Here is a 15,862-nt window from a genome sequence, read left to right as displayed (position 1 = left end):
ACACCGGTCCTATCGCCGTCAGGGGTGTCGGCGAAGCACACCTGTGTCCTTCACATCAGACAGTGGACTCATGAGGAGGAAACCCATGCGCGGTGCCAAGAGCGCCAAGTGGGTAGCGGGCGCGATTGTCGTCGCCCTGGCAGCGACTGCCTGTGGCGGCGGTGATGGCAAGGACGCCGGCGCCAAGGGTGAGGTTGACCCGAACGGCATCTACTCGATCGAGGTTGGCGAGCCGGAGAAGCTTCTCCAGCCGGCCGACACGATGGAGTCCAACGGCTCGATCGCGATGTCGGGTCTGTTCTCCCAGCTGGTCGACTACGACGCCGACGGCAAGATCGTCAACGTCAACGCCGAGTCGGTCACCAGCGCGGACAGCAAGCTCTGGACCGTCAAGCTGAAGCCGGGCTGGACCTTCCACGACGGCACCAAGGTGACCGCCGAGTCCTACGTCAAGGCGTGGAACTGGGCCGCGAACATCAACAACAAGCAGGGCAACGCGTCCTGGTTCGCCGACATCAAGGGCTTCGAGGCCCTGCACCCCGAGGCCGAGGGCGCCAAGCCCACCGGTGACGCTCTCGAGGGTCTGAAGATCGTCGACGAGAACACCTTCACCATCGAGCTCGCCAACGCGGTGCCGTACTTCGCGTACAAGCTCGGCTACGAGGTCTTCTCCCCGCTGCCCGCCTCGTTCTACGCGGACCCCGCGGCCGCCGGTGAGAAGCCGGTCGGCAACGGCCCGTACAAGTTCAAGTCGTGGGAGCACAAGAAGCAGATCGAGCTCACGCGCTTCGACGACTACAAGGGCGAAGACAAGGCGAAGAACGGCGGTGTGATTCTCAAGAACTACACCACCCTCGAGACCGCCTACGAGGACCTGAAGTCGGGCAACGTCGACGTCCTGCGTCAGATCAGCCCGAAGGACCTCCCGGTCTACCGCGCCGACCTCGGTGACCGCGCCGTGGACCAGGCGTACTCCGCCGTCCAGACGCTGGCCATCGCGTACTACGCCGACCAGTGGAAGACCCCGAAGAAGGTCGACCCGAAGGTCATCCAGGGTCTGTCGATGGCGATCGACCGCGACACCATCACCAAGACCGTGCTCCAGGGCACCCGTGAGCCGGCGACCGGCTGGGTCGCCAAGGGCGTCCTCGGCTACACGCCGACCGGCTCCGGTGACGTCACCAAGTTCGACCCGGCGAAGGCCAAGGCCCTCATCGCCGAGGGCGGCGGCGTCCCGAACAACGAGATCTTCATCCAGTTCAACTCGGATGGCGGTCACAAGGAATGGGTCGAGGCCGTCTGCGGCAGCATCACCCAGGCCACCGGCGTCAAGTGCACCGGCGACGCCAAGCCGGACTTCCAGGCCGACCTCCAGGCCCGCAAGTCCAAGCAGGTCAAGTCGATCTACCGCTCCGGCTGGGTCCTCGACTACCCGGTGAACGCCAACTTCATCAGCGACCTGTTCCGTACGGGCGCCGGCGGCAACCAGGGTGGCTTCACCAGCCCCGAGCTCGACGCCAAGATCGCCGCGGCCGACAGCGCCGCGACGCTCGACGAGTCCGTGAAGGCCTACCAGGCCATCGAGAAGGACCTCGTCAACTACATGCCTTCCATCCCGCTCTGGTACTACAAGGTCAACGCGGGCTACTCCGAGAAGGTCCAGAACGTGAAGTACGCCCAGGACGGCGACCCGATCCTCGACCAGGTCGAGGTCAAGAAGTAAGTCCTACCGCGTAATTCCTTTCGACGGATGTGGGCCGGCGGGGAGCCGGCCCACATCCGGGCCTAACATGCAGCGCCCGGGGGGCCCTTTCGCGACGCAGTGACGGAACCGTCACGCGCGTGCGTGGCGAAAGGGCCCGTCCGGCTGCGCCTGCCGCATCTTCTACGGAGGCATGATGGGGCGCTATGTCGCACGACGACTGCTCCAGATGATCCCGGTCTTCTTCGGGACGACCCTGCTCATCTTTTTGATGGTGTACAGCCTGCCCGGCGATCCCGTGGCCGGACTCTTCGGGGACAAGGGCACCGACCCCGCAACGCTGGCCGCCCTGCGCCACCAGCACGGCCTGGACCTGCCGCTGTGGCAGCAGTACTGGAACTACATCACCGGCATCCTGTTCCACTTCGACTTCGGGTCCCAGATCCGCAGTGGTCGTGAGATCACCGAAGTCGTCGGGGCCGCCTTCCCGGTCACCCTGCGCCTGGCCTTCCTGGCGTTCGCGATCGAGATCGTCCTGGGCCTGGCCCTCGGGATCGTCGCCGGCCTCAAGGCCGGCAAGCTGGTCGACAACCTGATCCTGATCCTCACGCTGCTGATCATCTCGATGCCGGTCTTCGTCCTCGGCTTCATCGTCAAGTCGGTGTTCGCCTTCCAGCTCGGCTGGATCGAACCGAACGTCAGCAACGACGAGACCTGGGGCGAACTGCTCGCGCCGGCCATCGTGCTGGGTTCGCTCTCGCTCGCCTACGTGGCCCGCCTGACGCGTACCTCGATGGCCGAGAACCTGCGCGCGGACTACGTCCGCACCGCCGTGGCCAAGGGCCTGCCCAAGCGCCGCGTCATCGGTGTGCACCTCATGCGCAACTCGATGATCCCCGTGGTCACCTTCCTCGGCACCGACATCGGCGCCCTGATGGGTGGTGCCCTCGTCACCGAAGGCATCTTCAACGTCCACGGCGTCGGCGGTCTGATCTACGAATCGGTCGTCCGCCGTGAAGGCCAGACCGTGGTCGGTGTCGTCACCGTCCTCGTCGTGGTCTACCTGATAGCCAGCCTGCTCGTCGACCTCCTCTACGCGGTCATGGACCCGAGGATCCGGTATGCCTGATCTGACCAAGACCGACACCGTGGCGGCCGAAACCTCCGCGGCGCCCGGCGCCCCGGTGGAGCCGGTGAAGGCCGAGAAGGCCCGCAGCCTCTGGGGCGACGCCTGGGCCGACCTCCGTCGCAACCCGTACTTCGTCGTCTCCTCGGCGCTGATCTTCGTACTCCTCGTGATCGCCGCCTTCCCGGGCTGGTTCACCAGCATCGACCCCACCAAGGGCGACCTGGTCCACCACTTCCTCGGCAAGCCGGAACTGGGCAAGGTCGGCTCTCCCGAGTGGCTCGGCTGGGACGGCCAGGGACGCAGCGTCTACGCGCGCCTCATCTACGGCACCCGCGCCTCGGTCATCGTCGCGATCGCCGTCACCGCGATCGTCACCGTGCTCGGCGGCATCACCGGCATGATCGCCGGCTACTTCGGCGGTGTCACCGACGCGATCATGTCGCGCATCACCGACGTCTTCTTCGGCATCCCCTTCCTGCTCGGCGCGATGGTCGTCCTCCAGGCCTTCACCGAGCGCACCGTGTGGACGGTCGTCTTCGCCCTGGCCTTCCTCGGCTGGACGCAGATCAACCGCGTCATGCGCGGAGCGGTCATCACCGTGAAGCAGGCGGACTACGTGCACGCCGCCAAGGCGCTGGGCGCGGGCACCACCCGGATCCTGTTCCGGCACATCCTGCCGAACGCCATGGCCCCGGTCATCGTGGTCTCCACGATCGCGCTCGGCGGTTACATCGCGGCCGAGGCCACCCTGTCCTACCTGGGTCTGGGCCTCGCGTCGCCGACCATCTCGTGGGGCGTGGACATCTCCGCTGGTGCTTCGCAGATCCGAGTGGCCCAGCACATCCTGCTGTACCCCTCGATCATGCTCAGCATCACCGTCCTCGCCTTCATCATGCTCGGCGAAGCGGTCCGCAACGCCCTCGACCCCAAGCTGCGCTGAGGAGGGCGTAAGTGATCACCATGGACAACACCTCCAGCCTTCCCTCCCCGCGTGACGGGGACCCGCAGACGCCGCTCCTCGAAGTGCGCGACCTGCACGTCGAGTTCCACACCCGCGACGGCGTCGCCAAGGCAGTCAACGGCGTCAACTACTCGGTGAGCGCCGGCGAGACCCTCGCCGTGCTCGGCGAGTCCGGCTCCGGCAAGTCCGTGACGGCGCAGGCCATCATGGGCATCCTCGACATGCCCCCCGGCAAGATCCCGCAGGGCGAGATCCTCTTCCGCGGCCAGGACATGCTCAAGATGAGCTTCGAGGAGCGGCGCAAGCTGCGCGGCCGGAAGATCGCCATGATCTTCCAGGACGCCCTGTCCTCCCTGAACCCGGTGCTCACCGTCGGCTACCAGCTGGGCGAGATGTTCCGCGTCCACGAGGGCATGTCGAAGAAGGACGCCCGGCTCAAGGCCATCGAACTGATGGAGAAGGTCAAGATCCCGGCGGCGGCCCAGCGGGTCGACGACTACCCGCACCACTTCTCCGGCGGTATGCGCCAGCGCATCATGATCGCCATGGCGATCGCGCTGGAGCCCGACCTGATCATCGCGGACGAGCCGACCACGGCCCTGGACGTCACCGTCCAGGCCCAGGTCATGGACCTGCTCGCCGAGCTCCAGCGCGAGCTCAACATGGGCCTGATCCTGATCACCCACGACCTCGGCGTGGTCGCCGACGTCGCGGACAAGATCGCCGTCATGTACGCGGGCCGGATCGTCGAGACCGCTCCGGTCCACGAGATCTACAAGCGCCCGGCGCACCCGTACACCCGCGGTCTGCTGGACTCGATCCCGCGCCTGGACCAGAAGGGCCAGGAGCTCTTCGCGATCAAGGGCCTGCCGCCGAACCTCCTGCGCCTGCCCACCGGCTGCTCGTTCAGCCCGCGCTGCATCGCCGCGCAGGACATCTGCCGGTCCGAGATCCCCGCCCTGCAGCCCGTCAGCGAGCAGGACGGCAGCGAGCTGGCCGGCCGTCAGAGCGCCTGCCACTTCTGGAAGGAGCAGCTCCATGGCTGAGCTCACCAACGCCCCCGCGCGCGAGCCGATCCTCCAGGTCCGGGGCCTCGTCAAGCACTTCCCGCTGACCCAGGGAATCCTGTTCAAGAAGCAGGTCGGCGCCGTCAAGGCCGTCGACGGGATCTCCTTCGACCTGTACCAGGGCGAGACTCTGGGCATCGTCGGCGAGTCCGGCTGTGGCAAGTCCACCGTCGCCAAGCTGCTGATGAACCTGGAACGCGCCACCGCCGGCGAGGTCTTCTACAAGGGCCAGGACATCACCAAGCTGTCCGGCCGCGCCCTGAAGGCCGTCCGCCGCAACATCCAGATGGTGTTCCAGGACCCGTACACCTCGCTGAACCCGCGCATGACGGTCGGCGACATCATCGGCGAGACCTACGACATCCACCCCGAGGTGGCCCCCAAGGGCGACCGGCGCCGCAAGGTGCAGGAGCTCCTGGACGTCGTCGGCCTCAACCCGGAGTACATCAACCGGTACCCGCACCAGTTCTCCGGCGGCCAGCGCCAGCGCATCGGCATCGCCCGCGGCCTCGCGCTCAACCCGGAGATCATCATCTGCGACGAGCCGGTCTCCGCGCTCGACGTGTCGGTGCAGGCCCAGGTCATCAACCTGATGGAGAAGCTGCAGGAGGAGTTCAACCTCTCCTACATCTTCATCGCGCACGACCTGTCGATCGTCCGGCACATCTCGGACCGCGTCGGCGTCATGTACCTCGGCAAGATGGCCGAGATCGGCACCGACGAGCAGATCTACGAGCACCCGACCCACCCGTACACCCAGGCGCTGCTCTCCGCGGTGCCGGTGCCGGACCCGGCCGCCCGCGAGGGCCGCGAGCGGATCATCCTCACCGGTGACGTCCCCTCGCCGGCCAACCCGCCGTCGGGCTGCCGCTTCCGCACCCGCTGCTGGAAGGCCGAGGAGAAGTGCTCCACGGAGGAGCCGCTGCTCGCCGTCCCGGAGCGCTTCAAGGGCGTCAAGTCCCTGGCCGCGCACGAGTCGGCCTGCCACTTCGCCGAGGAGAAGGCCGTCCTGGCGGTCTGATCCCGCGTCGCACGAAGCACCGCAGGCGCCCGGTACCGGATCTCCCCGGTACCGGGCGCCTGCGCGTGCGCGGCGGGGTGCGCACGGGTCCGCGCGCCGCCCGCGCACCCACCGCGCGGGGAAAGCCGGTTGCGGGCCCGCCCCCGCCGGTCCGAGAGTGGTCCGATGAGCGACCTGCTGACCCTGCGGCCCGCCGGGCCCTCGGACGCCGAGGACATCTGCGGCCTCCTCAACGCCGTCGACCTGATCGAGATCGGCCGCCCGGAAACCGACCTCGCCGCCGTCGAGGCCGACCTGAACCACCCCGACGTCGACCTCGCGAGGGACTCCTGGCTCGCCTTCGAGGGCGGCCGGCTCGTCGCTTACGCCCTGGTGTGGGCCGACTCGGGCCCGGGCCGCGTCGACGCCGAGCACTACGTCCTGCCGGGGCACCGCGCCGCCGCCGTCCGGTTGCTGGAGCTGATGGAGGTCCGGGCCCGCGAACTCGCCGCGGGTGCACCCGGCGCCTTCCTGCGGCTCCAGCTCAACGTCGCGCCCACCCTCGACGCCGACCTGCTGCCGGGCCGCGGCTACCGCACCGTGCGCCGCTACCACGTGATGACCCGCGCCGTGGACCGGGCCGAGCTGCCCCCGGCCCCTCCCGCGGGGCTCACCCTGCGCCCCTGCGACGGCGACGAGGCGGAGCGCCGCCGCGCCCACGCCCTGATCGAGGAAACCTTCGCCGAGCACTTCGGCCACGTGGACCGCCCGTACGAACCCTGGCTGGACCACATCGACGGCCGGGGCCTGGACTGGTCGCTGGTGTGGATCGCGAGCCTGCCCGAGCTGGGCGACGTAGGGGTCCTGTTGACCCGCGACGACCGCACCAGCATGGGCTGGGTCAGCCACCTCGGCGTGCGCCGGGACGCGCGCGGCCGGGGCGTCGGCGGCTTCCTGTTGCGCCACGGCTTCGCCGCCCACGCGGCGCGCGGCCGCTCCACCGTGGGTCTCGGCGTGGACGTCGCCAACGAAACCGGAGCGCTCGCCCTGTACGAGGCGCACGGCATGGGGGTGCACTACGCCGTGGTCACCTGGGAGCTGACGCTGTGACCCCGCGCCGGGAGCCCCCCGCTTTGCACTCGCAGGGGTGACAGGCGAGGGGCGCGAGGGTGCAATCGGTCCAACCAGGAGTGTGCGGGACCCCACATAGGGTGACATTGGCCCCTAAGTGAGTCTTGGGATCCATGAGGAGGCACTCCATGCGCGGAGCCACCCACGCCAAGTGGGCCGCATGTGCGGCGGCCGTCGCCCTCGCGGCGACCGCCTGCGGCGGCGGAAGCGACAGCGGCGGGGGCGGCGAGGCGGGAATCGTCAGCTCCTCGTGGGGTGACCCGCAGAACCCGCTGGAGCCCGCCAACACCAACGAGGTCCAGGGCGGCAAGGTCCTCGACATGATCTTCCGGGGGCTCAAGCGGTACGACCCCAAGACCGGCGAGGCGAAGAACTTCCTCGCCGAGAAGATCGAGACCACCGACAGCCAGAACTTCACCATCACGCTGAAGGACGGCTGGAAGTTCAGCAACGACGAGCCCGTCACCGCGCAGTCCTTCGTGGACGCATGGAACTACGGCGCGGACGTCAGCAAGAAGCAGAACAACTCGCCCTTCTTCTCCGACATCGTCGGCTACGCGGACGTCCACCCCGAGAAGGGCGACCCCAAGGCCAAGACCATGTCCGGCCTGGTCGTCAAGGACCCCAAGACCTTCACGGTGGCCCTCAAGGAGAAGTTCTCCACCTGGCCCGAGACCCTCGGCTACCAGGCGTTCTCCCCCCTGCCCAAGTCCTTCTTCACCGACCACGAGGGCTGGCTGAAGAAGCCCGTCGGCAACGGCCCCTACACGGTGGACTCGTACACCAAGGGCACCGGCATGAAGCTGCGCAAGTGGGACGCCTACACGGGCGAGGACAAGGCGGTCAACGGCGGAGTGGACCTGAAGGTCTACACCGACAACAACACCGCCTACACCGACCTGATCTCCGGCAACCTCGACCTGGTCGACGACATCCCGGCGCAGCAGCTGAAGAACGTCGCGAACGACCTCGGCGACCGCTACATCAACCAGCCCGCCCTGATCATCCAGACCCTCACCTTCCCGCTGTACGACCCGCAGTGGAGCAAGGAGGGCATGGAGAAGGTCCGCCGCGGCATCTCGATGGCGATCAACCGCGACGAGATCACCAAGCAGATCTTCCGCGAGACCCGCACCCCGGCCAAGGACTGGACCTCACCGGCCCTCGGCGACAAGGGCGGCTTCTCCGCCACCGCCTGCGGCGAGGCCTGCTCCTTCAACCCCACCGAGGCCAAGAAGCTCATCCAGGAGGCCGGCGGACTGCCCGGCGGCAAGGTCACGCTGACCTCCAACGTGGACACCGGCTCGCACCGCGACTGGATGGACGCCGTCTGCAACAGCATCAACAACGCCCTGGGCGAGGGCCCGGTCTGCACCGTCAACCCCGTCGGCACCTTCGCCGACTTCCGCAACCAGCAGAGCAGCTTCAAGCTGACCGGCCCCTTCCGCTCCGGCTGGCAGGCCGACTACCCGCTGATCCAGAACTTCCTGGAGCCGCTGTACTACACCGGCGCCTCCTCGAACTACGGCAAGTTCAGCAACCCGGACTTCGACAAGCTCGTCGACGAGGCCAACCGGGAGAGCGACACCGCCAAGGCGACCGCCACGTTCCAGGAGGCGCAGAAGATCCTCGCCGCCCAGATGCCGTCCATCCCGCTCTGGTACCAGAACGGCAGCGCCGGCCACTCGGAGCGGATCTCGGACGTGGCGCTCAACCAGTTCAGCGTCCCCGTGTACGACCAGATCAAGGTCAGCTGACCCCTCTCGCGGATCGATCCTGGAGCAGTCCATGGGACGTTATGTGATCCGGCGACTGCTCCAGATGATCCCCGTGTTCATCGGCAGCACGTTCCTGATCTTCTTCATGGTGTACGCGCTCGGTGACCCGGTCGCCGCCCTCTTCGGCGACAAGGCCCCCGACCCCGCCACCGCCGCACGCATCCGCAAGGACCTCTACCTCGACCAGCCCCTGTGGAAGCAGTACCTGCACTACATGGGCCAGATCTTCAAGGGCGACTTCGGCACCGCCTTCAACGGCCAGAAGGTCACCGAACTCATGGCCTCGGCCTTCCCGGTGACCCTGCGCCTGACCATCGTCGCGATCGCCATCGAGATCGTCGTCGGCATCACCCTCGGCGTGATCAGCGGCCTCAAGCGCGGCAAGTCCGTCGACACCAGCGTGCTCGTCCTCACCCTCGTGGTGATCTCGGTGCCCACCTTCGTGACGGGCTACCTGCTCCAGTTCCTCTTCGGCGTCAAATGGGGCTGGGTGCGGCCCACCGTCTCCCCGGACGCCCCCTTCAACGAGCTGATCCTGCCCGGCATCGTGCTCGCGCTGGTCTCCCTCGCCTACGTCACCCGGCTCACCCGGACCTCCATCGCCGAGAACGTCAAGGCCGACTACATCCGCACCGCCGTGGCCAAGGGCCTGCCCCGGCGCCGGGTCGTCACCCGCCACCTGCTGCGCAACTCGCTGATCCCGGTGGTCACCTTCATCGGCACCGACATCGGCGCCCTGATGGGCGGAGCCATCGTCACCGAGCGGATCTTCAACATCCACGGGGTCGGCTACCAGCTCTACCAGGGCATCCTGCGCAACAACTCCCCGACGGTGGTCGGCTTCGTGACCATCCTCGTGATCGTCTTCCTGCTGGCGAACCTGCTCGTCGACCTGCTCTACGCGGTCCTGGACCCGAGGATCCGTTATGCCTGAGCCCGAGCCCGAGCGCGCCGCCTACGATCCGCTGGGACCCGGCCCCCACGAGTCCATCGCCCCCACCGGCCAGGGAGGGGCCATGGATCTCGCCCTGGAAGAGGGGGAGTCACTGGAGAAGGAGCTCGGGGGAGCCCCCGTAGGCCCCCAGGAGAAGGCCCGCTCCCTCTGGTCCGACGCCTGGCACCAGCTGCGCCGCAACCCCGTCTTCCTCGTCTCCACGCTCCTGATCCTCTTCCTCGTGGTCATCTCCATCTGGCCCCAGCTCATCGCGAGCGGCGACCCGCTCCAGTGCGACCTGTCCAAATCGCAGCAGGGCTCCTCCCCGGGCCACCCCTTCGGCTACGACACCCAGGGCTGCGACGTGTACACCCGAACCGTCTACGGGGCCCGCGCCTCCATCACCGTGGGCATCTGCGCCACCCTCGGCGCGGCCCTCCTCGGCTCCGCGCTCGGCGGGCTCGCCGGGTTCTTCGGCGGCTGGGGCGACTCACTGCTCTCCCGGGTCGCCGACATCTTCTTCGGAATCCCCGTGGTCCTCGGCGGTCTGGTCTTCCTGTCCGTGGTCACCAGCACCACCGTCTGGCCCGTCGTCGGCTTCATCGTGCTGCTCGGCTGGCCCCAACTGGCCCGCATCGCCCGCGGCTCGGTCATCACCGCCAAACAGAACGACTACGTCCAGGCCGCGCGGGCGCTCGGCGCCGGCAACGGCCGGATGCTGCTGCGGCACGTGGCACCCAACGCCATCGCACCCGTCATCGTCGTCGCCACCATCGCGCTCGGCACCTACATCGCCCTGGAAGCCACCCTGTCCTTCCTCGGCGTGGGCCTGCGCCCGCCGACGGTCTCCTGGGGCATCGACATCTCCAACGCCGCCTCCCAGATCCGCAACGCCCCGCACATGCTGCTCTACCCGGCGGGCGCGCTGAGCATCACCGTGCTCGCGTTCATCATGCTCGGCGACGCGGTGCGCGACGCCCTCGACCCCAAGCTGCGCTGAGGAGCCCCGCACATGCTGCTCGAAGTGCGCGATCTGCACGTGGAATTCAAGACGCGGGACGGAGTCGCCAAAGCCGTCAACGGGGTCAACTACTCCGTGGCCGAAGGCGAGACCCTCGCCGTGCTCGGCGAGTCCGGCTCCGGCAAGTCGGTCACCGCCCAGGCCGTCATGGGCATCCTCGACATGCCCCCGGGCCGCATCGCGGGCGGCGAGATCCTCTTCAAGGGCCGGGACCTGCTGAAGATGAAGGAGGAGGAGCGCAGGAAGGTCCGCGGCGCCGAGATGGCCATGATCTTCCAGGACGCCCTGTCCTCCCTCAACCCGGTCCTGAGCGTCGGCGCGCAGCTCGGCGAGATGTACGAGGTCCACCGCGGGATGTCCCGCAAGGACGCCCGGGCCAAGGCCGTCGAGCTGATGGACCGGGTGAAGATCCCGGCGGCGCGGGAGCGGGTGGGGGACTACCCGCACCAGTTCTCGGGAGGCATGCGCCAGCGCATCATGATCGCCATGGCGATGGCCCTCGAACCCTCGCTCATCATCGCGGACGAGCCGACCACCGCCCTGGACGTCACCGTCCAGGCCCAGGTCATGGACCTCCTCGCGGAGCTGCAGCGCGAGTTGAACATGGGCCTGATCCTGATCACCCACGACCTCGGCGTCGTCGCCGACGTGGCCGACAAGATCGCCGTCATGTACGCCGGCCGGATCGTCGAGGCGGCCCCCGTCCACGAGATCTACAGGAACCCCGCGCACCCGTACACCCGCGGCCTGCTGGACTCCATCCCGCGCCTGGACCAGAAGGGCCAGGAGCTCTACGCCATCAAGGGCCTGCCGCCCAACCTGCTCGCCATCCCGCCCGGCTGCGCCTTCAACCCGCGCTGCCCGATGGCCCAGGCCGTCTGCCGCACCGACGTACCGCCGCTGGCCGAGGTCGGACCGGACCGCGCCAGTGCGTGCTTCTTCTGGAAGGAGTGCCTCGGTGGCTGAGTCCATCCTCGTGGTGGAGGACCTGGTCAAGCACTACCCGCTGACCCAGGGCATCCTCTTCAAGAAGCAGGTCGGCGCCGTCAAGGCCGTCGACGGGGTCTCCTTCGACCTGCGGGCCGGCGAAACCCTCGGCATCGTCGGGGAGTCGGGCTGCGGCAAGTCCACCGTCGCCAAGATGCTGGTCAACCTCGAACGCCCGACGGCGGGCGCGATCACGTACAAGGGCGAGGACCTCGCCAAGCTGTCCGGCCGCGCCCTGAAGGCCGTCCGCCGCAACATCCAGATGGTGTTCCAGGACCCGTACACCTCGCTGAACCCGCGCATGACGGTCGGCGACATCATCGGCGAACCGTACGAGATCCACCCGGAGGTCGCCCCCAAGGGCGACCGCCGCCGCAAGGTCCAAGAGCTCCTGGACGTGGTCGGCCTCAACCCGGAGTACATCAACCGGTACCCGCACCAGTTCTCCGGCGGCCAGCGCCAGCGCATCGGCATCGCCCGCGGCCTCGCCCTCCAGCCCGAGATCATCGTCGCCGACGAGCCCGTCTCCGCCCTCGACGTCTCCGTCCAGGCCCAGGTGGTCAACCTCCTGGAGCGCCTCCAGGACGAGTTCAACCTCTCCTACGTGTTCATCGCGCACGACCTCTCGATCGTCCGCCACATCTCCGACCGGGTCGGCGTCATGTACCTGGGCCGGATCGTCGAGATCGGCACCGACACCCAGATCTACGACCACCCCACCCACCCGTACACCCAGGCGCTGCTCTCCGCCGTTCCGGTTCCCGACCCGGAGGCCCGCGCGGGCCGCGAGCGGATCATCCTCTCCGGAGACGTGCCCTCCCCGGCGAACCCGCCCTCGGGCTGCCGCTTCCGCACCCGCTGCTGGAAGGCCGAGGCGCGCTGCGCTTCGGAGGTCCCGCTGCTGGAGATCCCGGCCTTCCTCCCGGGCGGCCCGACGGCCCACCCCTCGGCGTGCCATTTCGCATCCGAGCGGGCCGTCCTTCCGCCGGGCCCGCCGCCGGGACCGCCTTCGGGATCACAGTCGGGACCGCAGCCGGGACCGCCGTCGGGACCGCCGACCAAGGAGTGAGCCACGGGCCCCCGTGACCGCTCATTTCTCGCCACAGCTGTGAACGGCACCCGGTGGACCGGCAACTCGGTTAACACGTAGGCAACTTGACCGTTTCTGTCCCGAGATCTGGGCCCGGCAGCCTGATCCCGTGCGGCCGTGCGGGTGCCGACAGCCGGCCGGGGAGGCGTACAACTTCCCCGGCCGGCACTCCTGTGACCCCGGACGTGCGCGGCATGCGCCCCTCGTGCTGCCGGAATCGATCGATGTCGGGGTACGGATAGTTATGATCCGTAGCGCACGGTGGGTATGACTCTGCCGAGCACCGAGTTGCGAGTACGCGAACCCGATGTCCGCTCGACGTGGAGGTGAAACGCCGTGGCACTATCGATCTCGGCCGTGGTGCTGCTGGCAGTCGTCGTCTTCCTGCTGGTCCGGCGTTCGGGCCTGAAGGCGGGTCACGCAGTGGTCTGTGTACTGCTCGGCTTCTACCTGGCGAGCTCGACCGTGGCTCCGACGCTCTCCCAGCTGACCAACAACGTGGCGAGCATGATCAGCGGCCTCAAGTTCTAACGGCCTCAAGTTCCGGGTGCCGCAGGGGTCGCCGCGTGGGGTTCCGGGCGGCGGGTCCTCTGGTCCTCGTAGGGTGGGCCCATGAACGGTCTTCCCGCCCGTCGGCTCCTGCTCGTGCACGCGCACCCGGACGACGAGTCGATCAACAACGGCGTCACCATGGCCAAGTACGCGGCCGAGGGCGTCCATGTCGCGTTGGTGACCTGCACGCTCGGCGAGGAGGGTGAGGTCATCCCGGCCGACCTCGCCCACCTGACGGCCGACCGCGAGGACTCCCTCGGCGCCCACCGCATCGGCGAGCTCGCCGAGGCCATGAGGGAACTGGGCGTCGCCGACCACCGGTTCCTCGGCGGCCCCGGCCGCTTCCGGGACTCCGGGATGATGGGCGCCGAACAGAACCACCGGCCCGGTGCGTTCTGGTCCGCCGACGTGGACGAGGCCGCGGGGTACCTCGTAGAGGTGATCCGCGAACTGCGCCCCCAGGTCCTCGTCACCTACGACCCGGACGGCGGCTACGGCCACCCCGACCACATCCAGGCCCACCGCGTCGCCACGCGCGCCGCCGAACTGGCCGCGGAACCCGCCTACCGCCGGGACCTCGGCGCACCGCACGCCATCGAGAAGCTCTACTGGAACCGGGTCCCGCGCACGGTCGTCGAGGAGGGCTTCGCCCGGCTGCACGAGGCCGGGAGCGAGGTGCCCTTCCCGGAGCCGGCCACGCCGGACGACGTGCCGGGCGTGGTCGCCGACGAGCGGATCACCGCCGAGATCGGCGGGGACGAGGCCGCCGAGCAGGCGTTCGTGGCCGCCAAGACCGCCGCGATGCGCGCCCACGCCACCCAGATCGCCGTGGACGGGCCCTTCTTCGCCCTCTCCAACGACCTGGCGCAACCGCTGTTCACCCACGAGTACTACGAGCTGGCCGTGGGCACGCCGGGCGCCCCGGCGGGCGAGCGCGAGCGCGACCTCTTCGCGGGGGTGCGGGAATGACCGGCGCGTGGAACGCGGGGCGGATCGGCGCCCTGCTGGGCCTGTTGGCGGCAGGGGTGGTGGTCGGCGTCGCCGGCTGGCTCGTCGTCGACCTGTGGTTCCCGGGCGGACTGGCGCTCGCGCTCCTCGCGCTCTTCGGCCTGTTCCTCGGCGGCCGGATCGCCCTGGGTACCGGCATCGGCGTCGGAGCGGCCACGGGTGGCTGGTTCCTCTCCTACGTCATCCTCGGCGTGCCGCGGCCGGAGGGGGACTTCCTGCTCGGTTCGTCCGGAATCAGCATGTACGTCTACCTTTTGGGTGGAGTGGTGCTCGCTGTGATGTGCGCCACGATGAGCCTTCCGGAGGACCGGCCGCTTTCGGCCGCCAGGAACGCCAAGTGACGCGGCGTCGGCCGCGCACGACGCCTTGACGAGCGGTTCGGACGCCGCGTCCACGGACCCGCCGCGGCCGGGCGACAGGTGCTCAGGAGGGGTGCGGAGGGGGCGCACAGGAGGTCAAGGGGAACCCTTCGTTCCCGGCGGCCGGGTGCGCGAGGGCGGCGGCCAGTATGGTGGACCGGCCGCCGAGCTGCCCGCGCACCCAATGACGGGCGGCGGAGCCGATCGGGAGAACCTGCTTTGAGTCGTGATACTGACAGTCCGTCCTCCGGGCCCAACGGGCCCGGCGGAGCCGCCCACCCCTCGGGCGCGGCTCCGTACGGATCAGGCCAGTATCCGACCACGGCAGTGCCCCCCGTCCGGGTGCGGCGACCATTCCGGAGGAGAGTTCAGTGACCGCACCGCCCGCGAAGCCGTCCGCGCCCGATTCCGACGGGCCGAAGACGGAGACCCAGCTGACGACCCGGATCCGGATCAACATCCCGGGTTCGCGGCCGATTCCGCCCGTGGTCGTACGCCAGACCATGCCCGAAGGCGAGGCCGGGCAGGCGCCCGAGCCGGTCGCCCCGCCGGCCGCGCCCGAGCCGGGTCCGGGCGAAGGCGTGCCCAGCAACTGGTTCGCACCGCGCAAGGCGGGCTCCCCGCCCGCCCCGGGGCAGGCTCCCGCCCCGGTCCCGGGGCGCGGACCGGCTCCGGCTCCGGCCGGTGGCCCGCGCTTCGACGGGCCCCCGCAGCAGGGCTACGCCCAGGGCCCGGCAGGGCCGCGCCCCGGTGCGCCGATGGGCCCCGGTCCTGGCGCGCCGATGGGCCCCGGTCCGGGTGCGCCGATGGGTCCCGGTCCGGGTGCGCCGATGGGTCCCGGTCCGGGTGCGCCGATGGCTCCCGGCCAGGGCGCTCCCATGGGTCCCGGTCCCGGCGCTCCCATGGGCCCCGGTCGCGGTGCGCCGATGGGTCCCGGTCCCGGTGGTCCCGGTCCCGCCCCGGTCCAGGCCGGCGGCCCGCGCTTCGACGGGCCCCCGCAGCAGGGCTACGCCCAGGGCCCGGCAGGGCCGCGCCCCGGTGCGCCGATGGGCCCCGGCCCGGGCGGCCCCGGCGTCGGCGGCGGCCCGGGCGCCGGTTACCCCGCACCGCCCGGCGGTCCCGGCGGTCCCGGCGGCCCCGGCG

The 15,862-nt window shown here is 69.4% G+C and carries 14 protein-coding genes and 1 pseudogene; all 15 read left to right on the top strand.

Annotated elements, in window-relative coordinates:
- Nucleotides 1–85 precede the first annotated feature (85 nt).
- Complete coding sequence (locus tag ACFRU2_RS27745; protein ID WP_382976882.1) at nucleotides 86–1,723, top strand: ABC transporter substrate-binding protein; 1,638 nt, start codon at nucleotides 86–88, stop codon at nucleotides 1,721–1,723.
- Nucleotides 1,724–1,898: 175 nt separating this feature from the next.
- Nucleotides 1,899–2,831 (top strand): ABC transporter permease, encoded by a 933-nt coding sequence (locus ACFRU2_RS27740; RefSeq protein WP_382977288.1) that lies wholly within the window; start codon nucleotides 1,899–1,901, stop codon nucleotides 2,829–2,831.
- Nucleotides 2,824–3,771 carry an ABC transporter permease gene (locus ACFRU2_RS27735; protein ID WP_382976879.1) on the top strand — a complete coding sequence of 316 codons (948 nt, stop codon included), beginning with the start codon at nucleotides 2,824–2,826 and terminating at the stop codon, nucleotides 3,769–3,771. The genes ACFRU2_RS27740 and ACFRU2_RS27735 overlap by 8 nt, the downstream gene beginning before the upstream one ends.
- Before the next feature lie 20 nt (nucleotides 3,772–3,791).
- Nucleotides 3,792–4,838 (top strand): ABC transporter ATP-binding protein, encoded by a 1,047-nt coding sequence (locus tag ACFRU2_RS27730; RefSeq protein WP_382977285.1) that lies wholly within the window; start codon nucleotides 3,792–3,794, stop codon nucleotides 4,836–4,838.
- Nucleotides 4,831–5,880 (top strand): ABC transporter ATP-binding protein, encoded by a 1,050-nt coding sequence (locus ACFRU2_RS27725; protein ID WP_382976876.1) that lies wholly within the window; start codon nucleotides 4,831–4,833, stop codon nucleotides 5,878–5,880. Before ACFRU2_RS27730 ends, ACFRU2_RS27725 begins: the two co-directional genes overlap by 8 nt.
- A gap of 165 nt (nucleotides 5,881–6,045) precedes the next feature.
- The gene (locus tag ACFRU2_RS27720) at nucleotides 6,046–6,969 is read left to right on the top strand and encodes a GNAT family N-acetyltransferase (protein WP_382976873.1); all 924 of its coding nucleotides are present in this window, start codon (nucleotides 6,046–6,048) and stop codon (nucleotides 6,967–6,969) included.
- A 149-nt stretch (nucleotides 6,970–7,118) separates the two neighbouring features.
- A complete protein-coding gene (locus ACFRU2_RS27715) occupies nucleotides 7,119–8,747 on the top strand; it encodes an ABC transporter substrate-binding protein (RefSeq protein ID WP_382976870.1) in 1,629 nt (542 codons plus the stop codon).
- A 31-nt stretch (nucleotides 8,748–8,778) separates the two neighbouring features.
- Nucleotides 8,779–9,702 carry an ABC transporter permease gene (locus tag ACFRU2_RS27710; protein WP_382976867.1) on the top strand — a complete coding sequence of 308 codons (924 nt, stop codon included), beginning with the start codon at nucleotides 8,779–8,781 and terminating at the stop codon, nucleotides 9,700–9,702.
- Entirely contained in the window at nucleotides 9,695–10,702 is a 1,008-nt protein-coding gene (locus ACFRU2_RS27705; protein WP_382976865.1) for an ABC transporter permease, read from the top strand. The genes ACFRU2_RS27710 and ACFRU2_RS27705 overlap by 8 nt, the downstream gene beginning before the upstream one ends.
- A gap of 12 nt (nucleotides 10,703–10,714) precedes the next feature.
- The gene (locus tag ACFRU2_RS27700; protein ID WP_382976862.1) at nucleotides 10,715–11,689 is read left to right on the top strand and encodes an ABC transporter ATP-binding protein; all 975 of its coding nucleotides are present in this window, start codon (nucleotides 10,715–10,717) and stop codon (nucleotides 11,687–11,689) included.
- Nucleotides 11,682–12,779: an ABC transporter ATP-binding protein gene (locus ACFRU2_RS27695; protein ID WP_382976860.1), complete on the top strand. Its 1,098-nt coding sequence runs from the start codon at nucleotides 11,682–11,684 to the stop codon at nucleotides 12,777–12,779. The genes ACFRU2_RS27700 and ACFRU2_RS27695 overlap by 8 nt, the downstream gene beginning before the upstream one ends.
- 357 nt (nucleotides 12,780–13,136) lie before the next feature.
- Entirely contained in the window at nucleotides 13,137–13,331 is a 195-nt protein-coding gene (locus ACFRU2_RS27690) for a hypothetical protein (protein WP_250741735.1), read from the top strand.
- Between the two features lie 81 nt (nucleotides 13,332–13,412).
- Nucleotides 13,413–14,321: an N-acetyl-1-D-myo-inositol-2-amino-2-deoxy-alpha-D-glucopyranoside deacetylase gene (gene mshB, locus ACFRU2_RS27685; RefSeq protein ID WP_382976857.1), complete on the top strand. Its 909-nt coding sequence runs from the start codon at nucleotides 13,413–13,415 to the stop codon at nucleotides 14,319–14,321.
- Entirely contained in the window at nucleotides 14,318–14,701 is a 384-nt protein-coding gene (locus ACFRU2_RS27680) for a DUF6113 family protein (RefSeq protein ID WP_382976854.1), read from the top strand. The genes mshB and ACFRU2_RS27680 overlap by 4 nt, the downstream gene beginning before the upstream one ends.
- Nucleotides 14,702–15,090: 389 nt before the next feature.
- Nucleotides 15,091–15,862: pseudogene (locus ACFRU2_RS27675) on the top strand (hypothetical protein); the annotation flags it as partial.

Source organism: Streptomyces sp. NPDC056883, from assembly GCF_042788835.1.
Taxonomy (GTDB): Bacteria; Actinomycetota; Actinomycetes; order Streptomycetales; family Streptomycetaceae; genus Streptomyces; species Streptomyces stoeckheimensis.
The sequence above is the reverse complement of the archived record's forward strand: the minus strand, read 5'-3'. Positions and strand labels throughout refer to the sequence as shown.